21 protein-coding genes are annotated in these 23,436 nt (G+C 67.1%); all 21 read right to left on the bottom strand.

Translation table 11 applies throughout. The features are described from left to right. Positions 1-2,382 carry a cellulose biosynthesis cyclic di-GMP-binding regulatory protein BcsB gene (gene bcsB / locus ABE473_RS11280; RefSeq protein ID WP_346489532.1) on the bottom strand — a complete coding sequence of 794 codons (2,382 nt, stop codon included), beginning with the start codon at positions 2,380-2,382 and terminating at the stop codon, positions 1-3. Beyond that, the gene (bcsA, locus tag ABE473_RS11275; RefSeq protein WP_346489531.1) at positions 2,379-4,997 is read right to left on the bottom strand and encodes a UDP-forming cellulose synthase catalytic subunit; all 2,619 of its coding nucleotides are present in this window, start codon (positions 4,995-4,997) and stop codon (positions 2,379-2,381) included. Before bcsA ends, bcsB begins: the two co-directional genes overlap by 4 nt. Continuing rightward, a complete protein-coding gene (gene bcsQ, locus ABE473_RS11270; RefSeq protein ID WP_346489530.1) occupies positions 4,994-5,755 on the bottom strand; it encodes a cellulose biosynthesis protein BcsQ in 762 nt (253 codons plus the stop codon). Before bcsQ ends, bcsA begins: the two co-directional genes overlap by 4 nt. Then, a complete protein-coding gene (gene bcsR / locus ABE473_RS11265; RefSeq protein ID WP_346489529.1) occupies positions 5,752-5,958 on the bottom strand; it encodes a cellulose biosynthesis protein BcsR in 207 nt (68 codons plus the stop codon). Before bcsR ends, bcsQ begins: the two co-directional genes overlap by 4 nt. Further along, entirely contained in the window at positions 5,958-7,577 is a 1,620-nt protein-coding gene (gene bcsG / locus ABE473_RS11260) for a cellulose biosynthesis protein BcsG (RefSeq protein ID WP_346489559.1), read from the bottom strand. The genes bcsR and bcsG overlap by 1 nt, the downstream gene beginning before the upstream one ends. Positions 7,578-7,582: 5 nt before the next feature. Then, on the bottom strand, positions 7,583-7,771 hold the full coding sequence (gene bcsF / locus ABE473_RS11255; protein WP_179460738.1) for a cellulose biosynthesis protein BcsF: 189 nt from the start codon (positions 7,769-7,771) through the stop codon (positions 7,583-7,585). Further along, the gene (bcsE, locus tag ABE473_RS11250; protein WP_346489528.1) at positions 7,768-9,306 is read right to left on the bottom strand and encodes a cellulose biosynthesis protein BcsE; all 1,539 of its coding nucleotides are present in this window, start codon (positions 9,304-9,306) and stop codon (positions 7,768-7,770) included. Before bcsE ends, bcsF begins: the two co-directional genes overlap by 4 nt. Positions 9,307-9,470: 164 nt before the next feature. Then, positions 9,471-10,652 carry a nicotinate phosphoribosyltransferase gene (gene pncB, locus ABE473_RS11245; protein WP_346489527.1) on the bottom strand — a complete coding sequence of 394 codons (1,182 nt, stop codon included), beginning with the start codon at positions 10,650-10,652 and terminating at the stop codon, positions 9,471-9,473. 108 nt (positions 10,653-10,760) lie between these two features. Beyond that, positions 10,761-11,597: a glycosyltransferase family 2 protein gene (locus ABE473_RS11240; RefSeq protein WP_346489526.1), complete on the bottom strand. Its 837-nt coding sequence runs from the start codon at positions 11,595-11,597 to the stop codon at positions 10,761-10,763. Then, entirely contained in the window at positions 11,594-12,460 is an 867-nt protein-coding gene (locus tag ABE473_RS11235) for a glycosyltransferase (RefSeq protein WP_346489525.1), read from the bottom strand. Before ABE473_RS11235 ends, ABE473_RS11240 begins: the two co-directional genes overlap by 4 nt. Positions 12,461-12,575: 115 nt before the next feature. Beyond that, complete coding sequence (gene gspD, locus ABE473_RS11230) at positions 12,576-14,771, bottom strand: type II secretion system secretin GspD (RefSeq protein ID WP_346489524.1); 2,196 nt, start codon at positions 14,769-14,771, stop codon at positions 12,576-12,578. A 9-nt stretch (positions 14,772-14,780) separates the two neighbouring features. Then, complete coding sequence (locus tag ABE473_RS11225) at positions 14,781-15,575, bottom strand: hypothetical protein (RefSeq protein WP_346489523.1); 795 nt, start codon at positions 15,573-15,575, stop codon at positions 14,781-14,783. Then, a complete protein-coding gene (gspM, locus tag ABE473_RS11220; RefSeq protein ID WP_346489522.1) occupies positions 15,565-16,323 on the bottom strand; it encodes a type II secretion system protein GspM in 759 nt (252 codons plus the stop codon). The genes ABE473_RS11225 and gspM overlap by 11 nt, the downstream gene beginning before the upstream one ends. Further along, a complete protein-coding gene (locus tag ABE473_RS11215; RefSeq protein ID WP_346489521.1) occupies positions 16,298-17,446 on the bottom strand; it encodes a PilN domain-containing protein in 1,149 nt (382 codons plus the stop codon). Before ABE473_RS11215 ends, gspM begins: the two co-directional genes overlap by 26 nt. Next, positions 17,443-18,306 carry a type II secretion system minor pseudopilin GspK gene (locus ABE473_RS11210; RefSeq protein ID WP_346489520.1) on the bottom strand — a complete coding sequence of 288 codons (864 nt, stop codon included), beginning with the start codon at positions 18,304-18,306 and terminating at the stop codon, positions 17,443-17,445. The genes ABE473_RS11215 and ABE473_RS11210 overlap by 4 nt, the downstream gene beginning before the upstream one ends. Next, the gene (locus ABE473_RS11205; RefSeq protein WP_346489519.1) at positions 18,303-18,941 is read right to left on the bottom strand and encodes a type II secretion system protein J; all 639 of its coding nucleotides are present in this window, start codon (positions 18,939-18,941) and stop codon (positions 18,303-18,305) included. The genes ABE473_RS11210 and ABE473_RS11205 overlap by 4 nt, the downstream gene beginning before the upstream one ends. Beyond that, entirely contained in the window at positions 18,938-19,357 is a 420-nt protein-coding gene (locus ABE473_RS11200) for a prepilin-type N-terminal cleavage/methylation domain-containing protein (protein WP_346489518.1), read from the bottom strand. The genes ABE473_RS11205 and ABE473_RS11200 overlap by 4 nt, the downstream gene beginning before the upstream one ends. After that, on the bottom strand, positions 19,354-19,773 hold the full coding sequence (locus tag ABE473_RS11195) for a GspH/FimT family pseudopilin (RefSeq protein ID WP_319206877.1): 420 nt from the start codon (positions 19,771-19,773) through the stop codon (positions 19,354-19,356). The genes ABE473_RS11200 and ABE473_RS11195 overlap by 4 nt, the downstream gene beginning before the upstream one ends. Positions 19,774-19,863: 90 nt before the next feature. Next, positions 19,864-20,295 carry a type II secretion system major pseudopilin GspG gene (gene gspG / locus ABE473_RS11190; RefSeq protein WP_176990440.1) on the bottom strand — a complete coding sequence of 144 codons (432 nt, stop codon included), beginning with the start codon at positions 20,293-20,295 and terminating at the stop codon, positions 19,864-19,866. Positions 20,296-20,343: 48 nt separating this feature from the next. After that, positions 20,344-21,564, bottom strand: a complete 1,221-nt coding sequence (locus ABE473_RS11185; protein ID WP_179460725.1) for a type II secretion system F family protein — start codon at positions 21,562-21,564, stop codon at positions 20,344-20,346. 37 nt (positions 21,565-21,601) lie between these two features. After that, positions 21,602-23,329, bottom strand: a complete 1,728-nt coding sequence (gspE, locus tag ABE473_RS11180) for a type II secretion system ATPase GspE (RefSeq protein ID WP_346489517.1) — start codon at positions 23,327-23,329, stop codon at positions 21,602-21,604. Positions 23,330-23,436: the final 107 nt, after the last annotated feature.

Below are 23,436 nucleotides of genomic sequence, written 5' to 3'. Positions count from 1 at the left end.
TCATGGCTCCGGATTCAACCGGCGCAACGACACCCAACGCAGCAGACGCCACAGCAGGAACGCAGCCAGCAGCACCACCACCGTGGCGAGTACGGCGAGCAGGGCAGGATGGTCGGCCAGGTGATACCAAAGCAGCAGCCACCACGGTAGCGAGCCCACGTAATAGTGCTCGCCGACGAACTGACTGTGGATGCCGGAACTGCGAAGGATCGCCACGGAGCCGGCGATGGCCGCACGCTTGCCGATGTCGGTCAATGCGTCATCCAGCAGCGCGTAGTCGGCCGACTGGTTGGCCGCCAGCGACACGATACTGCGCTGTGGATGGTTCGGTGACTGCATGCCGATGATCGCCGCGAAAGGAGCATCGGCAGTGACCGCGACCCGATTGATGGGCGCGTCCGCACCGCGGCTGCCCTGGCGCGCCTCGGCCACGGCAGTCTGCGGCGACGGTACGCGGCCGTTGAGCAGCGTACTGCGCTGATTATCGATCAACAGCGACAGCTGGTCGCTGCCACGCAGGTTCTCAGGCAACGTCCCCAGCACCAGCAGGTCCGCATCCAGCGTCACAGCCTGCTTCCAGTCATCGCTCACACGCAGCGCGTAAGCCGGATATCCGCTTTGCACGCCAAGGCCGCCGACCGCATTGAGCAACATCCCGACCTGAGCGGCGTTGGCCTGCGGCGGCACCAGCACCACGGTCTCGGAGAGATCGGCCATGCGCGTGAAAGGAAAGCCGCTCAGCGCAAATGCCGACAGGTCCGGAAGCCCGATGTAGTGGTGGAAGCCGGAGAAATCGATGGTCGAATCTTCTTCGATCGCCGCCTGCAGGTTGGGGGGCAACGTGGTCTGGCAATGATCGCGCTGCGCACTGCCCATGACACTGGCAAAATTGAAATCGAAGCGCAGTTGGTTGCGGTTGCCGATCTTCAGCGCCGGAATCAACAGACTGCCGTCGCCGCTACCCGCATCGCTGCCCATGACAGGCAGACGGATCTCTTCCAGCCCCTGTTTCCCGGTGCGCTTGATCAACGGAAAACTGGAGATGAACTGGTCGTTGATGCTGACCCCGAGCCGCGACTCGTCACTATTGAAAGGCGGGGTATAGCGATACCGCAGGTTCAGCGGAATGCCCTGGTTGCGCCAGATGAACAGATCCGGCGGCAGGTTGAGGTTGAGCGTGATCGGCTGTGGGGAGACCCCTTGCACCCGCAGCTGCTGCGGGTAGTCGAGCAGGTCGGCGAAGCGTACGGCGCGGTCCGTGCGCATCCAGTTGGGCGCATCGTACGGTTTGCGCGGCGCCAGCGCCTTGACCTCGTCGACCTTGACCACGTTGCCACGGAACAGTGCATTGCCTGCGGCCATTGCCGCCACCGCCGTCTGCAGGTCCGCATCATTGCGACCCAGCACCAGCAACAGCTTGCGCTCCGGATCCGAAGGAAGCGAGACCAGCTCGATCACCGGTCCCTGCACCGGTGCATGCCCGGCGATGACGGAGGGGAACTTGCCGTTGACCGCAAACACCACGGCGTGGCCTTTCTCTGGCAGTTGGTCGAACGACACGGGGAATCGCGCCTGTCGCCACCACCCTGCCATGCTGCCGAAGTAGGACGCCATCACGGCTGCGGCGCGTTGCTGCTGCAGCGACGGCGCACCGGCAAACAGCACGGGCAGCTCCAGCCGCGCGCTGTCGCGCGGGTCGAAGAACGGCAGCGGGAAGTTGGCCAGGTCATCCTGCATTGCCAGCGGCTGGCCGCCCAGGCGCACCACGCTGCTGCTGGCCACGTTCACCCAGAGTGAGCTGTGGGTCGGCTCTTCGCAGATGTCGGTGTAATGACCGACAAACTCCAGGCGCAGTTGATTGAAATCGCCGATCAACCGAGCGTCCAGTGCCACTTTTGCCTGGACTGGCTTGCCCAGTTGGCTGTCGCTGATCGGTACAACATCCATCAATGCATCGTTGAGGAATACGCGCAGATGCGACAGGGTCGGCAACAGCGCGGGCGAGGGAGTGAAACTCAGATCCAGTTCCGCATCACGGGCCAACCGATCCCGACGGACCTGGAACTCGTACGTCGCCGCATTACGGACGCCGGACAGCATGACATCCTGTCGTCGGCCGAGGTCAGCGAAACTGCTCGCACGCTGCCACGGCCACGCCTGACCTCGCCAGCTCTGCGCCTGCGCCGCCACCGTTGACGTTGGGGACGCAGGGACCGACGCAACAGCGACCGGCGTTGAAACTGCGGCCGGGGCGGAGGTGGACTGATCAGCCGTAGGGGCGGGGCGCGCGGATGCCGGGGCAACCGGTGCGCTGCTGCCGTTGGCAATCGGCAATGCCAGCAATGGCAGCAGCAGCCAGCGCAGGGAGGTAGGCAAGCTCATGGACGGGGCCCTGTGTGGACGGCTGGGTCAGCCGATGGAGAAGGAAGTGGTCGTTGCGGTGCGAAGCTGGCCAGCCACTGGAGAGCGTTACGTGTCCAGTGCACGGGGCGCTGAGCATCAAAGGGCGCGAATTCACCCATACGGCGATAGCCTCGCCAGCCGAGCGAGAGAACGCTCCACAAGCTGCGCGGCAGGCTCATCGCTTCATAGCCGGCGTGCCAGTCCAGCCAGGCATCGGCACGGGCGAAGGTGCATTGGGCGAACTGCACCCGCTGCTGCTCGGTATCGAAGCGCAACAGGATGCCCAAGCGCTGACCGACGTTGCGCTGGACGATGCCCGGGAACGCGAACTCCCGTCTGCCACGACCCAGCAACAGGGTGACTTCACTTCCATCGGCGAGGCCCACCGGCTCGGAAAGCTCGATACCAACACCGTCGTTGGAATAGTCGCGCAGCACGCCCGTGCAACGGCGGCCACCTGGGAGCTGCAACGCCGCGGGCAGATCGGTGGTGACCCGATGCGTCTTGCGTACCTGCTGCACCTCGGCCGCCACTGCGAGCGCGCCGCCGATGATCAGGAGGTTGTAGAGCACCCAGAGTGAGCTGACCACCACCGTACCGCGCTCATCCACCGGCCCATCCAGGAATCGCCACACCGCGAAGCAAAGGCCGGCCACATTCAGCAGAGCCAGCACCAGATAGGGACGCGCGACGCGCCAATCGAAGGTGTCCTGGGCCTGCATGCCGCCCTTGTCAGTGACGTTGAACTTGCCACGGCGGGGATTGAACAGCGCAACCGTGGTGGGCCGTGCGATGTACCACGCCAGGACCGTTTCATACACCTCGCCCCAGAACGGCCGACGGTACTTGCCTTGAATACGCGAGTTGGTAAGGCTGGCATGCGCCATGTGTGGCAACACAAACAGCATGATCGCCAACGCGGGCGCATAGATGATGTAGACATGCATCAGCAGGAACGCCAGCGGGGCGGTCAGGAACACCAGGCGTGGGATGCCGGCCATGAAATGCAGCATCGCATTGGCGTAGCAGAAGCGCTGGAACAGTGACAGACCTTTGCCGAGCAGGGGATTGTCAATGCGGAAGATCTGCACCATGCCGCGGGCCCAGCGGATGCGCTGGTTGACGTGCGCACCCAGGCTGTCGGTCGCCAGCCCGGCCGCCTGTGGGATGCGCAGATAGGCCGAATTCCACCCATTGCGGTGAAGACGCAATGCGGTATGTGCGTCCTCGGTGACGGTTTCTGTGGCAAAACCACCGATGGCATCGATCGCCTCTCGACGCAGAACCGCGCATGAGCCGCAGAAGAACGCGGCATTCCACAGATCATTGCCATCCTGGACCAGGCCGTAGAAAAGCTCGCCTTCGTTTGGATCGCGACGGAATACCCGCAGGTTGCGCTCGAAGGGATCCGGCGAGAAGAAGTGGTGCGGCGTCTGCACCAGCGCCAAGCGCGGGTCGCGGCGGAACCAGCCGGTGGTGATCTGCAGGAACGAACGCACTGGCAGGTGGTCGCTGTCGAAAATGGCTACCAGCTCGCCATCTATCTGGGTCAGGGCATGATTGAGGTTGCCGGCCTTGGCATGCTCGTTGGTGCTGCGGGCAATGTAATTGACGCCGACGCGCTCGGCGAAGGCGCGGAATTCGGCGCGCCTGCCGTCGTCCAACACATGGATGCGCAGCTTGTCTGCGGGCCAGTCAAGGCCCATGGCGGCGTAAACGGTATGTCGTACCAGGGCGAGATCTTCGTTGTAGGTCGGGATCAGCACATCTACCGTCGGCCATTGCGACGTATCGGCCGGCAGGGGCGCCGGCTTGCGGTTCAACGGCCAGGCCACCTGCACGTAGCCCAGCATCAGCACCAGCCAGGAATAGGTTTCAGCAGCCAGAAGGATGACGCCGCAGATGAGATCGAAGGTGCTGTTCCAGTTCAGCGTCGCTGTGTAGCGCCACCACAGGTAACGACACGACACGGTGATCGACAGCACGACCAGAATCAGGGTGGCATACCGCCCCGGCATGCGCCGCACCAGCAGTGCGATAGCCCACAGCAGCAGCACGAAAACGAACTGCGCCATGTAATTGAACGGTTGGGTGATGCACACCACGGCGAGGACGGCGGCAAGGCCGCCGATCAACAGCGTGATGATCCGGCGTGCACGCGGCGAAAGGCGGTTGAGCCGCGCCCAGAGCCATTGCCAGGGAGCACTGTTCCACAGACTGGGGGGCGCGTCCTGCATGGTCCGCAGGTAACGCAGGCGGCCACGCCCGGCGACACCACGCAGGCGGGCAAGACGCTTCCGCTGTGCCAGGCGCAATCGTGTCCGCCGCGGTGACATCTTTGGCGTGATACGAACCAGCGCGATCCAAGCGGCCTGGATAAGCAGACGCAATGGATCGCCGACACGCCAGTAGCGCTTCTCACGCAGCTGCGGAAAGCCACGTTTGACCAGCGCCGCCTGCTGTTGCCAGGCAGGGCCCTCAAGGCGCAGGAACAGCCAGCTCACCTGCTGCAGCAACCACAGCCACCACAATGTCGGACGACTGGCGCTGACGTTGCGGCGCAGGTGCGCGTAGGGCAGGTAATGCAGATTCATCCGCGTGCCTCATCCGGGTCCAGGTTGGCACGGGTCAGGCACCAGACCGCCAGGCTGTCCAGGTCCGCAGCGGCAAGCGAGGCCGGTGCATGCCGACGGATCGGCAGCTTGCTGGCCAATGCCTCCGGCGCACTCCCGTCCTCATGCACAGGCTGCGGCACCAAGCGCGCGTCGAAATCGTGCAGCCACAGCTGCATCAGGTCACGCTGCAGCTGCCTGCCAGGATCGTAGCGATTGACCAGCAGCCAGTCCTGCGCACGATCGCGCAGCTCGGGACGCTGCAGCAGCGCATGGCTTCCACTGTCTACGTTGACCACCTGCAGTCCCATATCGCAGCGCGCGTGGCGGAGGATCGAGGCCGCGTGGGCGGGCAGATGTGAAGGCAGGTCGAACAGCACCCAATCCACGTCGGCGGACAATGCCTCAATGCGTTGGCTCCACAGCTCGGGACGTGCAGCCAGCTGTTGTTCGACCGCCGAGATGCCGCCCAGGTCCAGGCGTCCATAGGGCACCACTGTCAAGCCATCTTCCACGGCGAACGCGGCATCGCGCCAATCGCTGCCCTCCATCTGAGCACGTGCCCAGCCGGTCGGCTCGATGAACGGCAGGTTGAAATGCAGGCCAAGCAGATTGTCCGGACTCATGTCGACCAGCAGTACGCGCTGCTGCAGCGCGTGCAGCGCGTCGCCCAGGCCGGCCAACAGTGTGCTGACGCCGCTACCACCGCGCAGCCCATACATGGCCAGGACGGTACTCACCCGCGCACCGGATCGAGGTCGATGGTCGGCATGTCGGCCAGCTCACGCAGCAGCGGCCAGCGGGATAGCGCCTGCATACGCTCCCGCTGCGCGGAAAAATCCACGTACGGCAGCTCTGGCATCTGCAGACTGCGCCGCAGGTAGGCGATATCGTCGTCCTGCACCGAACGCGGTGTCAGTACAGGCTGGGGATGGCTGGGCATCAGCGTGCGTCCTCCGGATACGGCATCCAGCTTTGGTTGCCCTGCAGCTGCAGGTAAGGTTTGCCGTCGTAGTCGAGCACCTTGGCACCCTCGTTCTCCGACACCATGGGCGTCACCGGCAGGCGTTGCAGCAGTGCGCTCCAATCGCGATCCTGGGCGGGCACCTGTGCATTGAGCGCGTACACCCTCGAAACCAGCTCCGACAGCGCGAGATAGCTGCTGGGCTCGGTGACATGACGGGGACCGCCCCCCGCTGGCGCACCCATCCCCACCAGCTTGACCCCGACAGGCACATGGGTGATGGAGGGACTGGGAATCTCACGCATCCCGGGGATCTGCATGCGATCTCCGTGCAATGCAGCGCCATGCTCCGGAACCACCACGATCATTGCGCGGCGCCCGCTCTTTTCCACAGCATCGACAAAGCTCGCCATGTCACCGAGCACCATGTTCGCGCGGGCCTTGTAGTCGGCCGCGGCTGCACGTCCATCAGCACCCACGATGCGATTGCCGTCATGCAGGGAGATGGTGTTGTAGAACAGGGCGACCTGCGCGGCAGGTTCGGCCTGCCGGCGCTTCAACCAGCTCATCAGGACGTCACCATCCCGGTGCAGAGGCGTGTTGTCGAACGCGACCAGGGCCCGCGGCAATGCACTGGTATCCATCGGCTTGGCCTGTAGTCCGCCGTAGCTGGACAGCTCACCGATGAAATCATCGAAATGGCCGTCGTGGTTCATGGCCAGCTCGTTCTGGAAGCCCAGCCGCTGCAGATTGGAGAACAACTGGCACTCAGCCGGCACGGGATCAAACAGACGCGTGTGCGAGGTCTGCCCGCAGCTCGCGCGCAGCAGACGGATCGCCGCGGGACCGCTATAGGCCGTTGCAGAATTGAACGAATCGAACACAACATCCATGTGGTCCAACAGGTCGTTCTGGCGCATCCCGACCTCGTCCAGGTCGCTCCAGGCCAGAGAGCACACGTTGAGGATGATCACATCGAAGGGGGCACCCGCCGAGGGGCCCGGGAAGCTGGTTTTGAGTGTGTCCTGCTGCTGGTAGAAATTGGCCAGGTAGGCATTGAGGCTATCGGTATTGGCCGGGCCGCGCGGAGCCGTGGAACGGCCAGGCGTCGGGTCGGCGGAGGCCACGTCAGTTCGCTCTCCCCATTGCAGCCCTGCCGGCAGCGGCAATGCGATGAGTGCCAGACCCAGCATGCCGATCACACTCAGGGTGGTCATCCGCAGCCAGGGCTTGAGCAGCAGGTAAGCAACGACCAGCAGCGTCAACGCCCCTACCATGGGCCAGTTGACGAAACGGGACATCAACTCAAGCCAATACGAGGCCGAGAAATCCAACACGCCCGGCTGCGCCAACAGGCGCTGGAACGGCGGCCACCACGTGTCTTGATAGTAGAGCGCGACGCCGATCGGCAAGGCCAGAACGCTGCGCGCGATCCGCGCCCAGCGCCACCGCAGAGGCACCAGCAGCGCGACCAGGAACAGCAGATTGGGCAGCACCTTGAGATTCAGCGCCCCCATCCAGGCCAGGACGACCTTGGACAGGAAATACAGGTTCCAACCGCGCAGGTCCGCCCAGGCATACGGTGCTGCCGGCACCACGCGGGTCAACGTGCACCTCCCACATCACGCGTGGCCGTACGTCTGCGTACGCCCACTGCTTTGAGGTATCGAGGCGGCAGAGCATCACGAATGCGGGCACTGACCCAGCGGTACAGAGTGCCCAGCAGAGCGCCCAACGGAATCATCACCAGCGCGCACACCATGATCAGACCGAACACCTGTTGGTAGTTCATGTGGGATCCCCCAGGCGGGTCGCGCGTGGGCGAAGTGGCCCGGAAACGTCCGCCGCCGGCTCGGCTTCAGTCGCCTCCAACGCATCGTCCATGTGTGTGTCCAGAACGGTATCCGGCTCCAGCTCGGTGGCATTCATTGCGGCGACGTCGTACTCGGCAAGGCGTTGATACCCATCGAACATTTCCTGCCACGGCAGGCGGAAAAGATTGCCCAGAGCGCGTTCGATACCATCGCTGCGGCACGCAAACAGGAACAGACGTATCTGCCCGCGGTACACGCAGGCCAGGTCGCCACGGCGACGGATCGTACACTGCCGCAACGCCTGCTCCGGGCGCAGCCCGGCGACGGGCTGCAAGACCAGCAGGGCGCTTTCGACACGCTGATCCTCAGCCGCCACGAGTGCACCAACAATCTGCCGGAACTGCATCGCCGGGACGATCCCGCCAACGTCGGGCGGACGGTGCGCGCGGATGAGGCGTGCATGATCGTCCGGCAACGCCCCTTGCCAGCGGTGCCCCTGCAGCGTATCCAGCAAGGACAGGAAACGGGGCAGACGGGTGCTCGGCGGTACGACCAGATTGGCCCCGCACTCGAGCAGCAGGCGTTCATCGGCATAGCGCAGACACGGGGCCATTTCGCGCACCACCAGCTTCAACGCATTGCCGCGCTCACGGCGCAACCGATACAGGCTGCGCGCAAGATCGTCGACCTGACCGTTTTCCGAGATGCCAAACAGCACGCTGGCCGACTGCGCCTGCAGCGCAGGAACGACAAGGGTCGACCAACTGTCGTACAACCGCCACGCCGGCGACAGTGGCGGCGCCCCTTCCAGAACTGCGGTGTGGGCCAGGTACAGGAAGCGGTCACTTGCCTCTTGCACAGGCTGCAGGGGGGACTCTTCGGCGGCAACGCAGTGCAATTGCTGATTGACGATTTCCACGCGGAACTCGCGTTGGGCGACGACACCGAGCGCATTCGCCCAATAATGCACCAGGTATTGCAGCGCACCACGATGCGGATGCAACTGGGCCACACCCGCGCAGTAGCGATTCAATGGCACCAGCCGAGGCGCCAAGGTCGCCGCATCGCCATGACCAAGCAGCACTACCGTGCTACCGCGGGTCAGTGCCCATTGCTTGAGCCGCTGACACCACAGCGCCAGTTGCGGATCGCTCAGTGCATCCAGCAGGACCGCTGGCAACTGGACCAGGCACAGGCTCGGGTATCGGCCCGCCGCCCGCGACAACTCTGTCTGCAGGTTCGCGAACGCCGATTGAAGATGGGTCTGCGGCACCTGGTAAAGCTGGATGCGTGACGGCCCCTCACTGGCCTCAAGGCGATCGAGCATCGGCTGGGGCGAACGCCCCATTCCAACCACCACGGCTCGGTCGACTGTTCCCGAAGCACCCAGCATGCCGGCACCCACCAGGTCTGCGTGCTCCAGTACCGAGCATGCCAGCCAGTAAACACCCCCCTGCCGAAGACGGGTGAACTCAGGCTGCAACTGCGTGATCGCAAGCGAGATCGACTGCAAATCGGTTCCTTGTTTCCCCGCCGGCCAGCGCCGGATGACGCCATTGCTGGCCCCGCCCCCCAGAAAGGAAGGCCCCTTGGCCGCATTTTACACGACGCGCGTCACACTTATGAGGTAAATGCCCGCCGTGCGTCAATGATGACCGGATCGAGATCAAGACCCGATCAAGATCCCTCGGCCGGCAGCTCGAACACCTGCCGCAGATACGCCAGATAGCCCGGATCGTCGCACATGCTCTTGCCCGGCGAATCGCTCAGTTTGGCGACCGGCTGCCCGTTGCAGCGGACCATCTTGATCACGATGTTGAGCGGGGTCGGCCCCAGGTCGTTGGTCAGGTGCGTGCCCACCCCGAACGCCACCTGGCAACGCCCGCGGAAGTAGTCGAACAGCTGCATCACTTTTTCGATGTTCAAGCCATCGCTGAAGACCAGCACCTTGCTGCGCGGATCCACGCGGCGGCTGTGGAAATGCGCCAGCATGCGGTCGCCCCAGGTGAAGGGGTCGCCGGAGTCGTGGCGGACACCATCGAACAGCTTGCAGAAATACATGTCGAAATCGCGCAGGAAGGCCTCCAGTCCGACCACGTCGGACAGCGCGATGCCCAGGTCGCCCCGGTACTCGCGCGCCCACGATTCCAGCGCGGCGACCTGCGAATCGCGCAGCCGCGGGCCCAGCGCCTGGAAGGCCTGAAGATACTCGTGCGCCATGGTGCCATGCGGTGTCATGCCGTACAGCCGGGCGAAATGCACGTTGCTGGTGCCCACGAACTGGTCACCGAGCGCGTCGCGCAGCATCGGCAGCATGCGCCCGTGCCACTCGCGCGAGTAACGACGGCGGCTGCCGTAGTCGGCGATCCGGCACAGCTCGAAACCAGGGGTATCGCGCAGGAGCGCGGTCTTGGCCTGCAGGCGGCGCTCGCCTTCACTGAAATCGGCGTCGGTGGTGTTGCGGAACCAGACCTCGTTGATGATCGCCAGCAGCGGGACTTCGAACAGGATGGTGTGCAGCCACGGGCCGGTGATGTCCAGCTCGATCTCACCGGGGACGGTGGCGGACGGGCGCAGCGCGATGTATTTGCGGTCCAGGTGGAACAGACCCAGGAAGTCGGCGAAGTCCGGTTTGACGAAGCGCAGGCCGCGCACGTAGTCCAGCTCTTCGGCGCTGAAGCGCAGGCTGCACAGGTGGTCGATCTCGGCGTTGATCTGGTCGATGAACTGCGCCAGGTCGATGCCCGGGGTCCGGCACTTGAACCGGTACTGCACCTGCGCGCCGGGGTACTGATGCAGCACCGCCTGCATCATGGTGAATTTGTACAGGTCGGTGTCGAGCAGGGACTGGATGATCATGCTGACGATTATGCGCCTGCCACTGTGTACGACCAACGGCCGGTGCCCTCAGCGCGGACTGCGTTCACGGCACGTCTCGCCCGGGTGTCGGCGCAAGAGCACGGACATCTACCGGCGGCGGAGCAGGCGCGGGACCTGCACCAGGGCATGCGCCCAGATCGCGCCCCACACCGCGCAGCGCACCGGCCAGGGACGCTGCGGCGCCTCGAACCGGCGGAAGTAACGCCACAGGCCGCGGTGCTTGTGCCACTCCACGAAGAACGGCCGCGAGCGGCTGGAGACACCACGCACATGGGTGACCTGCAGGTCGTTGGCGATGGCGATCACCGCGCCGGCTTCGCGCGCGCGACGGCACAGGTCCAGGTCCTCGGCGTGCAGGCGATAGCCGGCATCCCATCCCCCGATCCGGTCGAACAGCGCGCGCGGCATCAGCAGCAATGCGCCGGACAGGGCCGGCACGATCTGCAGCGGCTGGCTGCGGTCGACAGGGATGGCGAGTTTCCCGCCCTGCCCGGGGTTGCGCAGCATCGCGGCGAAATCCGGGTCGCGACGGCGCACCGCATCGTCCGGGCGACCGTCTTCGTCGACCTGCTCGACACCGAGGACGCAGTCACCCAGCGGCAGCGCGCGTTCGCGCAGCACGGCCAGGGTCTCGGGACCGACCATCAGGTCCGGGTTGATGAAGGCCAGCCACGGCGCCTGGCTGTCGGCCACGCCCTGATTGTTGGCCGCGGCGAAGCCGGGGTTGTCCGGGTTGGCGATGAAGCGCACCCGCGCATCCGCGCTGGCATGCCGCTGCACGATCTCCAGCGTGCCGTCGGTGGAGTCGTTGTCGACCACGCGGATCTCGGCGATGTCGCGCGCCTCGCGCAGGCGCAGCAGGCAGGCGTCCAAGGTGCTGGCGCTCTGGTAGCTGACGATGATGGCGACGATGGCAGGGCTCAAACAGGCGACTCCGGGGCAGCAATGACGGGGGGCGCGAACAGATCGCCCTGCGCCCTGGGCATTATCGCCTGCCGGTGATGCTGCTGCAGGTCGTGGCGGGCCTGCTGCAGTGGATCGGCCATCAGAAAGCCGGCCAGCCGCGGCGGCCAGGCCGGCCAGCGCGTTGCCAGCGCCTCCATGTCGCCCTCGCCGGTCACGCCTTCGGCGACCCGGGCGACGAACGCGGTCTCGCACAGTGCATTGCGCCAGCCGAGCCCGGCCATGCGCAGGCTGAGGTCGATCAGGGCGGCATTCCACGAGGCATAGCTGTGCATGTCCAGGCCGCCCGCCTTGCGCCGCGCATTGCCACGCAACAGCACCGCGTGAGTCACCGCAGACGGCAGCTCGGGATGCAGCGGCGGCATCGCCGCACAGGCCTGCGCCAGCGGGGCCAGATCCAGGTCGTCCGGAAGAGGGTTGATCTCGCCCAGCCGCGGCCAGGCCGCCGTCTCACCGGCGTTGCACCACGGCGTGGCCGAGCCGATCGAGGGATCGCGGGCCAGGCAGGCCTCCAGTTGCTGCAGCCAGCCCGGTGCCGGAATCGCATCCGGGGCGAGCACCACGACATCGGCGCCGGTGCACGCGGCCAGCATCTCATCCAGGTGGGCCACTTCACCGATCGCGCGGGCGCGGCGGGTGTACTCGGCCTGCAGCGGCGTCTGTGCGAGCCAGTGTTCGATCACCGCCTGCGCGCGTGGCCCAGCCTGGCCATCGTCGGCCAGCCAGATCGCGGTGGCGGGCGCGGTGCCGGCATCGAGCGCGGCCAGGCAGCGGTCCAGCGCGGCATCGTCGACCCCGATCGGCAGCAGGATGACCGTGCTCATGCGGACCTCCGGGTGCTGCCGTCTTCGCCGTGTCGCTGTGTCATCGCAGCCTCCCTTGGGCGCGGCCAGCGTAACAAGATCGGCCCCCGCGGTGACAGCGGGGGCCGGGCATCGCTCAGCGCTTGCCCTTGGGCTCGGGGAACGGCTCCATCGCGCGGAACCGGCTGCTGTACTCATCGGTCAGGTTCCGCGACTCCTGCGCATTGCGCACGATGGTTGGGGTCAGCAGCACGATCACTTCGGAGCGCTCGGACTTCTTCGTCTTGCTGCCAAACAGCGCACCGATGACCGGAATCCTGCTCAGGCCCGGGACGCCGCTGGCGCCATCGTCGTCGGAGTTGGTGATCAGGCCGGCCAGCATGATGGTGTCGCCGCTCTGCACCGCCGCTTCGGTGGAGATCTTGCGGGTATTGATCGGCGGGTTGCAGGTGGTCTTGCTCGGGTCGCAGCCGCTTGGGATCGCGCCGGCCGAACTGACCTCCTGCACGATGTCCAGGAACACCACGCCATCGCGGGTGATGCGCGGGCGTACCTTGAGGATCACGCCGGTATCGAGGTACTGGACCTGGCTGTAGGTGTTGTCGCCGTTTCCGCCGGTATTGACCGACACCGAGTTGATCGGGATCTGCGTGCCCACGTTGAGGGTGGCTTCGGCGTTGTTGCGCACGAACAGCGACGGGGTCTGCAGCAGGCGCAGGTTGCTGACCTTGTCCAGTGCGCTGACCACGGCGGCGGCGTTCTTGCCGAGGAAGGTCCAGCCCACGCCGTCGTTGCCGACGGTGCCGGAGATGCTGCCCCAGATCGAGCGCCCCAGTGCGCTGGGCAGGTCGATGCCGCTCTCGGTCTTGCCGGTGGCGACGGCCTGCTCGAAGAACCAGTTCACGCCGTAGCTCAGGTCGCCAGTCAGCGCGACTTCGGCCACCTGCGCCTCGATGTGGACCTGCATCGGCATCACGTCGAGCTTTGCGATGACCTCGCGGATCGAGCGCCAGGCCTGCGGGGTGGAGCGCACCAGCAAGGTGTTGGTTTCCTCCACCGCGGACACACCGACGGTATCGCCCTGCACTTCCAGGCTGAAGCTGGCATTGCCCGACTGGCGCTGCGGCAGGCTCATCGTGCCCTCGCCCAGCCCACCGCGGCTGCTGCCATTGCTGCTGCCGGTGTTGGAAAAATTGCTGTTGCTGTTGCCGTCGCGGCTGCCGATGTCCACCGGCGACGCGCCCGGCGCCAGCGAACTGCTGCCACGACCGCTGCGGCCGTTCTCGTTGGCGAACGCCTCGGCCAGGCGCTCGGCCAGGTCCTTGGCCTTGACGTAGCGCAGCTCGTAGGAGAACAGCCGCGCATTGCCGCCGGCGGTATCGATGCGGTCCAGCCACTGCTGGATCTGGTCGAGGTAGCGCGCCTGCGGGGTGATCACCAGCACGGCGTTGGCGTTCTCCAGCGGCAGGAAACGGAACATGCCGGCGCTGGGCGTCTTGCTCTCTTCGCCGAACACTTTTTCCAGATCGGCGGCGACCTGCTCGGCCTTCCCCGACTGGATCGGGAACACGCCCACGGACATGCCCGACAGCCAGTCCACGTCGAAGATTTCCACCGTGCGCAGGTAGTTCTCCAGCTCGCTGCGGGTGCCGCCCAGGGTGATCACGTTGCGGCCGTTGTCGACGTTGACGATCGCGTTCGGGCGCGCGTACGGCTCCAGCACTTTCTTCATCTCGGTGGCGGAGATGTACTGCAGCGGCACCACGCGCACTTCGAAGCCGCGCGCATTGGCCGGCGAGGCGGTGCTCGGCGAGACCGTCCCGGCCAGCGCCTGGTCGGCGGCCACGATGTTGTAGCGGCCCGCGCTGTAGACCATGCGCGCGTTGTTCCAGCCCAGCACCATTTCCAGCAGGTTCAACGCCTGTGCGGAGGACACCGGCTTGGGCGTGGCGAGGGTCACGGTGCCCTGCACGCCCGGCGCGATCACGTAGTTCTGGCCGAGGAAGTCGCCGAGGATCGCCTTGACCACCGCATGCACCGATTCGCCTTCGAAGTTGAACGTGGCGTTGCCGGTGGAGGCATTGCCCAGCGAGGGTTGCGGTGCGGCCGCGGCGCTGCGGTTGATCATGGTGCCGGTGCCGCGGCGGATCACCGCCTGCGGGGCGCCATGGTTGCCCAGCGGTTCGGCCTCGATGCCCGCACGGGAGCCGTCGCCGGCAACCACCTGGTGACTGTCGAGCACCGCATCGCGGCGTACCTCCGGCGCGGGCACGGTGGTGCAGCCCACCAACAGGGCGACGAGGAAAGACACGGGGAAAAGGCGCAGGGTCATGCTGTCACTCTAAGGGTTGTGGCCGGAGCCGCCCGCGGGCGGTTGCTGCGACTGCTGTTGCTGCTGCTGTTGCTGTTGCAGTTGCTGGCGGCGCGCCTGGATGCGCTCGCGGATCGCCTTCATCTGCTCTTCGCTGGGCCCCTGCGGATTCTGCGCGGGGGGCGCTGCATTCAAGGGTGCGGCGGCGGCCTGGGGCGCAGGCGCGGGCGCCGGCGGTGGCGGCATCGGTGCTGCCACGCTGTTGATCGGACGCGCGCCGGTGCCGGCCGGCGGTACCGAGGTGAGTGGCGTGGCGCCCAGCACGGTCGGCGGTTCACCGCCCTGCCCGTTGAACACCGGCAGCTCCAGCGTCTGCGTGCCGCCCGGGCCGCTGACGGTGGCGCGGCGCGGTTCCAGCGCCAGCAGCTGCCAGCCGTTGACCGCCTCACCGTTCAAGCGCAACCGCAGCGACTGGCGCTGGTCGGTGGTCAGGATCGCCATGCCGAAGCCGGGCGTCAGCAGCACGCCGGTCAGCGATACGCTGCTGGCCGTGCCCTGCTCGGTGCCACCGAGCAGGTAAGGGCGCGGCTGACGGTCTTCGGCGAACAAGGGGCGCGCGCCGATCTGTGCATAGGTACTGGCCGAGGCCATGCGCTCGGGCGCAGCGGGCGCGAGTCGCGGCAACGGCGCGGCCCCGGCATCGCCCTCGGTGGCCGGGGCGATGCGGCTGCCCAGCCCGAACAACGTCGCCCCCCAGATCGCCAGCGCCCACAGCGCGATGCCACCCAGCCACCAGGTGCGCAGGCCGGCTGCTTCAAGCTTCATGCTCGACCTCCTCGGCAGCGGCCGGTACAGGCGCTGGGTCGGCCGCATCACCCGGCGGGGGTTCCGCCGCATCGGCGGGCGGTGCCGCGCCCGGGTCTGCGGCCGGCCCGGCCGGCAACGGCGATGGCGGCGGTGGTGGTGCCGCACCGGGCTCCAGCGCGGCGCCCGGGCGGAGATACCCGACCAGTTCGAACGACACATCCAGGCCGGTGCCGGTTTCGCTGGGGGATTGCTGGAAGCGCTGCGCGAGCAGATTGAGGTTGTCCACGAACAGGCGCGGCGTGCCCGTCTCCAGCGTATGCAGCACCGCGGCCATTTCCGGCACGCCACAGCGCAGGCGCACCTGCAGTGCCACGCGCGGGAACGCCGGCTCACGGCTGGCATCCGGCAGCGGCGTGCGGTTGCTGATGGTGCAGCTGCGGTTGCCCGGGCTGGCCGAGGCCACGGCATCCTGCAGCCGGCTGGAAAGCGCGGCCGCGGCGGATTCAGCGGTGGCCTCGCGCAGGAAGCCGGGGCGACCTTCGAGCGTCGCCTGCACCTCACGCAGCTGGGTGGCGATCTGGCCACGCTGCGCCAACTGCGTGTCCACGCGCTGCTGGCGCTCCTGCACGGCGGCGATATCGGCGTTGATCGCCAGCAGCGGGCGGGTCAACCACGGATGCACCAGCAGCAGGTAGGCCACGGCGATCACCGCCAGCAGCAGACCCAGCGCCAACCAGCGATCACGGCGCGTTGGTTGTGCTGCCATCGGCAACCTCCTTCGCAGGTGGCGTGGCGCCGGGCAGCGGCTGCAGCTCGGCCGTCAGCGTGAAGCGGTCGCGGCCGCTGGTCGCGCCATCGGCCTGCAGCACGCCGGTCAGGTTGACCTTGCGCCACAGCGGCGAATCCTGCAGCAGCGGCACCAGCTGCGAGGCTTCGCGGCTGAGCCCGATCAGCTGCAGCGTCGCGCCCTCGATCGACATTTTTTCCAGATAGGTGCCGTCCGGCAGCAGGCGGGTGAGTTCATTCCAGATCTCCACCGTGCTGGCATGTTCGGCGCGCTTGCCCTCCAGGAACGCAGCGCCTTCAACCAGGCTCTGCACCTGCTGCCGCTCGGCGGCAACCCGGCGTGCATCGCGTGCGGCGTCATCGACCTGCGCGCGCAGCGCTTCCGCCGCCGCCTGGCGATTCTCGAGCAGCTGATGACCGGCCAGCGCGATCAGTACGATCGCGCTGATCGCCAGGATCGCGTTCCAGCGCGCCATCGGGTCCCGATACGGTTGCCGCTGCGCGACCGGCAGCAGATTGACGTCCAGCGGACGCCCCTCGGCGTCGACCGCATCCACGCCGGCCACCGCCTGTGCCCAGGGCCCGGCCTGCTGTGCCCACTGTTCCAGCTGCGGACGCGGGATCACCACCAGCTCCACCTGCAGCTGGCCATCCGGCAACGCCCCCAGCTCGCGTACGTCATAGCTGACCTGGCTGGCATCGAATGGCGTCTGCCGATCAATCTCGAAACCGACCACGTCGCGCAGCCGCTCGGCGGCCGCCGCCGGCAAGCGCAGTGGGCGGCGCAGCACCGTCTCGGCGGGCAGCAGCCAGTGCCGCGGCAGGCCGCGCAGGCGCGCATCCAGAACGCCATCGACCGCGCCGGGCGCGACCGGCCACGGCAGGTCGGCGATCGCCTCGATCTGTTCGCCGGTCTGGCGCTGCAGGCGCAGGACGTCACCGTCGCGCTGCAGCAGCAGGCGCGAGCGCGACCAGCCCATCGCCCATTGCCAGCGCACCGGCAGCCAGGCCAGCAATGATTGCCGCCACCAGCGCAGGCTGCTGCCCACGCCAGGCGACACGCGCCCCCGGGCCCGCACCAGACTGTCACGCCATGCCGTCATCTTGCTGCCATTCCCTGTTCCCAGCGAAGTACTGTGTATGCCGTTCCCGGCGTGCCTGCCGACCCCATCCTCACCACGGCGCGCAGTACCGATATCCGGCCGCGTTCGTCCGTGGCGCGACTCTCGATACTATAGGTGCCGCTGCCACCTGCAAGCGGTGCGACCGGCAATCCGGCGTCATCGGCGGCCGCGGCGCGCTCGCGTTCGGCCAGCAGGCGTTCTGCATCGAGCCCCAGCGCGGTCAACACCGGGCCGGCCGCGAACCGCGGGTCCGGCCGTGCCTGGCGGCTGTACAGGGTCAGCATCGGTTCGATCCGCGCATACAGGTCCGCATCCATGCCGAGCACGCGCTGCAGTTCCCCCACGGTCTCAAAGCGCGCATTGCGCGCGCCATAGGGCAGGCCGGCCGCGACGTAATCCGGCGTCTCCGCGCCCCCGCCAGGCTGCTTGAGGCTGTCGGCATCGCGCCAGTCGACGATGGCGCCGGCCAACAGCTGCGCCCGGTCCGGCGCTTCCCCCATCGCGCGCAGGAAGGCGGTGAGGAGGCTGGCATCGGCCAGATTCAGGTTCACTTTGCCGTTCTCATCGAGGATCGCCAGATCGATCCGGCGCGCATCGAAGGTCCACCGATAGCGGCGGCCATCGGCCACCCACGCCGGCTGGCTGGCGCGCGGCTGCAGGCGATGCAGGGCGTATTCCAGCCCGGCACGCGCATATTCCTGGCCGATGGCGTCATCGCCGATCACCCGCTGCTGCATGTGCTCCACGCGCGCGCTCAGCGCGAATGCGCCGATCACCGCCGTGAGCAGGGCGATCAACCACAGCACCAGCACCAGCGCCGCACCGCGCGCCGGCCTCATGGGCGATCCGTCCGTGGTGGCGGCAAGGCGGCGATCATCGGCGGCCACGCCGGCCCCTGCAGCGGCACGATCTCGATCGAGACCAGCAAGGGCAGGCGCCGGGTGTCCTCCCAGCGGTCCAGCCACTCGGTGAGCTGGCCGGTGCGCGGTTCCGTGCCGCGATAGCGGAAGCGCACCTCGCGCAGCTGATCAGCCAACATCTCCAATGGTCGCGGCGGAGCTTCTTCGATGGCTTCGCCATTCTGCAGCAGGGTCAACCCGACCTCCAGCTGCTGCTGCCCACCCGCGCGGCGGACCTGCAGTTCATGCGCATACGGCCCGCCCCGCCCGAGATACCCGGGCAGATCGGAGACGAACAACATCCGCTGCGGCTCGCCGAGGAAATACACCGGGTCGCGGGTGGGATCCGGCGGCGACGTCGCGATCACCAACGCGGTCGACAGGCGGCGGCGCAGGAAGCCTTCGACCGCGCGCATGCGCTCGTTCTGCGCGGCCATGCGCTCGCCGCGCTGGCTGATCATCATCGCCGAGCGCACGGTGGCGAAGGCCAGTGCCAGGCCGCCCACCAGCAGCGCGGTGGCCAGCAGGATTTCGATCAGGGTGAAACCGCGGGCACGGCGCGCGCGCAGCGTCATCGCGGTGCGCCCGGTACCGGGGACAGCAGGCGCAGGCTGCGCCACTGCAGCTGCTCGCCGTTGCCTTCGCCCCAGCGCACCTGCAGGGTGATCTGGGCCAGGGTGGGGCCGCCGACGTCGCTCGTCACCGGCGCGGCGGTCGTGCGCGGCTCCGCATATGGCTCGACCTGCAGCCGCCAACGGTACTTGCCCTGCTCCCACTCGCCCTGCGTGCTGCCCTCCTGCAGCGGCGCCTCCACGCCGGTGCTGGCCAGCAACGACTGCGCGTACAACGTGGCGCGGCTGCGCACCTCGGCCTGCCCGACCTGGCGCGCCGCGCCGGACAGGCTGCCCAGCAGCAGGGTCAGCGCCAACGCCAGCAGGGCGAAGGCGATGATCACCTCGAGCAGCGAGTAGCCGCGCTGACGCTTCTTCATCGGCCCTCCCGACGCGGGCCCGCACGGACTTCGCCGGTGATCCACCCCACCTGGATGTCCCATACCGCACCGCGCGTGCTCAGCGCGATGCTACCGCCACTGGCGGCACCGTCGGCGAAGAAGGCGATGCTGCCCTGCCCCGGCGCGGTGCTGAGCTGGCCCGCGCCGCGGAACTGCACGTCCAGCGCGGCGGGAATCTGCCCATGGCGACCGTTCGCGGCCTGCCAGCTGCGCGCGCGCGGATCGATCACGAAGCGCTGGGTCTGCCCGGTGGCGATCGCCTGGGTGCGTGTGTAGCGCAGCTGGGTGGCGATCTCCTTGCCCGCATTGCGCAGGCGCAGGCCCTCGATGCCACCGTTCATCGCGGTGGCGGTGACCACGCCGATGATCGCGATCAGGGCGACCACCAGCAGCATCTCCAGCAGCGACAGACCGCGTGCATGGCTGCCCGTGGGCACGCGATGCGGCGGTCTGCTCGACACGGGCCACGGTGCTCCCAAGGCCGGTTACTCGTACCGGATGTCCGCGTCGTAACTGCTGCCGCCCACCTTGCCGTCCTTGCCCAGGCTGATCAGATCGTAGGGCTGGCCCTCGCCCGGCACGCGGTACTCCAGCGCATGACCCCACGGATCATTGAGGTCGGCCGGCTTGGCATACGGGCCGAGCCAGCCGGCGCTGCCGCCCGGCTGGGTGACCAGATCATCCAGCTTGGCCGGCAGCTTGCCGGTGTCCAGCTGGTAGTTGTCGATCTTGCCGGCCATGGTCTGCACCTGTGCTTTGGCGATGTTGGCCTTACCACGATCGGCACCGCCGAGCACGCGGCTGCCGACCAGGGTCAGCACCGCACCGATCAGCACGATCACGATGATGATTTCCAGCAGGCTCATGCCGGACTGGTGGCGCGCGGAAGTGAAGCGGGTCAGGCGACGACGTTGCATATGGCAGGCTCCTTGCATCGAATCACGGGGGTATTCTCCAGCGGCCGGTCAGCCGATGGCATTGGTCAGGTCGTACAGCGGTACCAGCACGGCCACGATCACCAGGCCGACCACCGAGGCAAGCACGAGGGTGATCACCGGCACCAGTGCCGACAGCAGACGGTCGATCGCACGCGCGCTTTCCTGCTCGAACGTATCGGCGGTCTTGAGCAGCATCGTATCCAGCGCACCGGATTCTTCGCCGACCTGGATCATCTGCAGCGCCAGGCGCGGAAAACGCTTGCCGCGCGACAACGACGCCGACAGGCCGTTGCCGTTCTTGACCTCGTCGCTGGCGGTGTCGACATCGGCGGCCAGCGCGCGGTTGCCCAGCACGTTGCGCGCGATCCCCAGGCCCGACAGCAGCGGCACGCCGTTGCGCAGCAACGTGCCCAGGGTGCGGGCCAGGCGGGCGGTCTCCAGCTTGGCCAGCAGCGGGCCGATGCCCTTGCGCTGCAGCAGCCAGCCATCCACGGCCAGGCGCGCGGCCGGTTGCCGCAGGCGACGCTCCACCACCAGCGCGATCACCGCGGGCACCACGATCATGATGATCCAGCCTTCGCGCACGACCAGGCCGGCGGTGAGGACCCACTGGGTGAACCACGGCAGGGCGACGTCCAGGCTTTCGTACATCAGCGCGAACTGCGGCACCACGTAGCCGAGCAGGAACAACAGCGCGCCGCCGACCACCGCCAGCAGGATCGCCGGGTAGATCAGCGCATTGATGACGCGGCCTTTCAGCTCGGCACTGCGCTCCAGGTAATCCGACAGCCGCTGCAGCGTGTCGTGCAGGCTGCCCCCGGCTTCACCGGCGCGCACCATGTTGATGTACAGCCGCGAGAACACCCCGTGCTGGCGTTCCAGCGCGGTCGACAGCGGCGCACCGCCGCGCACGATGTCGCGGATGTCGGTGACCACCCGGCGTGTACGCTCGTCTTCGGGCAGCTCCAGCAGGATGCTCAGCGCGCGGTCCAGCGGCTGCCCCGCACCGAGCAGGGTGGCCAGCTGCTGGGTGAACTGCACCAGCCCGCCGCCGTCGAACGGCTTCCGGCGCAGCAGCGCCGCCCAGGATGAGGCACCGGCCACGCCCTCGCTGGCCAGTCGTGCTTCCATCGGCATGTGGCCCTGGTCCTGCAGGCGCGCGGCCACCTCGGCTTCGCTGGCCGCCTCCATCTGGCCATCGAACAGTTCGCCATGGGCGTTGAGCGCCTTGTAGCGGTACTGGGCCATGCTCAGCCGTGCTCCCGCTGTCGGTCGCGCACGCGCATCAGGATTCCTCCGTCACGCGCAGCACTTCTTCCAGCGTGGTGTGGCCCTGCAGCGCCTTGGACAGGCCATCTTCGTACATCGTGCGCATGCCGGCGGCGCGGGCGATCTGCTCGATCTCGCCCATCCCGGCACGACGCATCACCGCACTGCGCAGCGCATCGTTCATCACCAGGAATTCGACGATGGTGGTCCGGCCGAGATAACCGGTCGGCGCGATCGCCGAGGGCTGCGCGCGGTACAGGAAGATCTCGCCGTCCGGCTGCAGCCGGCGCAGGCCGAACTTCTCGACCTCCTCCGGCGAGGCGGCATAGCGCTGCGCATGCTGCGGCTCCAGCCGGCGCACCAGGCGCTGGGCCAGGATGCCGTTGATGGTGGACGTGAGCAGGTAATCCTCCACACCCATGTCGAGCAGGCGGGTGATGCCACCGGCCGCGTTGTTGGTGTGCAGCGTGGAGAGCACCAGATGGCCGGTCAGCGCGGACTGGATCGCGATGCGCGCGGTTTCCAGATCGCGCATTTCGCCGATCATGATGATGTCCGGATCCTGGCGCACGATACTGCGCAGCGCGTTGGCGAAATCCAGCCCGATCTGCGGCTTGGCCTGGATCTGGTTGATGCCTTCGATCTGGTACTCGACCGGGTCTTCGACGGTGATGATCTTGACGTCGGCGGTATTGAGCTGGCTCAGCGCGGTGTACAGCGTGGTGGTCTTGCCCGAGCCGGTCGGGCCGGTGACCAGCAGGATCCCGTGCGGCTGTTCGAGCACCTTGCGGAACTGCGGCAGGAAGGCGTCGGTGAACCCCAGGCGATGGAAATCGAACACCACCGTATCGCGGTCGAGCAGACGCATCACCACGCTTTCGCCGTGCGCGGTCGGCACGCTGCTCACGCGCAGGTCGAGCTCCTTGCCCTGCACGCGCAGCATGATGCGGCCGTCCTGCGGCAGGCGGCGCTCGGCGATGTTCAGCCGCGCCATGATCTTGATGCGGCTGATCACCGCGGCAGTCAGGTTGACCGGCGGGCTTTCGCCTTCGATCAGCACGCCGTCCACGCGGTAACGCACTTTCAGGCGATTCTCGAACGGCTCGATGTGGATATCCGAGGCGCGCAGTTCCACCGCGCGCTGGATGACGAGATTGACCAGGCGGATGACCGGCGCTTCGGAGGCCAGATCGCGCAGGTGTTCGATGTCGTCGACCGCGGCGCCCTCCCCGTCGGCAGTCTCGATGATCGCGCCCATCGCACTGCGGCCCTGGCCGAACCAGCGCTCGATCAGGTCATCGATCTCCGAGCGCAGGCCGACGTGCAGGCGCACCGGCAGCCCGATCGCCAGCTGGACCGCATCGGCCGCATACGGGTCCTGCGGGTCGGACACCCACAGATCGATCACGTCGTCGTGCAGCGCCAGCGGGCAGACATGGAATTGTTTGAGGAACCGCAGCGTCAGCGGCAGCCCATCGAGCAGGGCTTCGGGCGGCGATTCCGGCACGGCCTTGGCATCGAGCAGGGGCAGGCCGAGCACCTCGGCACTGGTCTGTGCATGGTCGCGCTCGGAGACCAGCCCCAGCCGGACCAGCAAGCCCAGCAGGCTGCCGCCGGATTCACGGTGGAGCGGGCGCGCACGGGCCAGGTCGCCGTCCTTGAGCCGACCTTTCTCCAGCAATACCGCAACAATGCGGGATTCGGCTGGGGATGCTGCAGTGGAATCCTGGGCAACCGCGTTCAAGAATGTTCTCCTGGCAACCGCTGCGACTTTAGCAGTTCACCGCGATCCTACGCGGGATTGCACACCGTCCAGATGTAAAAACGGGAGCCCGTCACATGACGGACTCC

Origin of the sequence: Stenotrophomonas sp. TWI700, from assembly GCF_039673645.1 — a bacterium.
Lineage (GTDB): Bacteria > Pseudomonadota > Gammaproteobacteria > Xanthomonadales > Xanthomonadaceae > Stenotrophomonas > Stenotrophomonas maltophilia_AA.
Note: the sequence above shows the minus strand (reverse complement) of the source record. Positions and strands in the feature narration are given on the sequence as shown.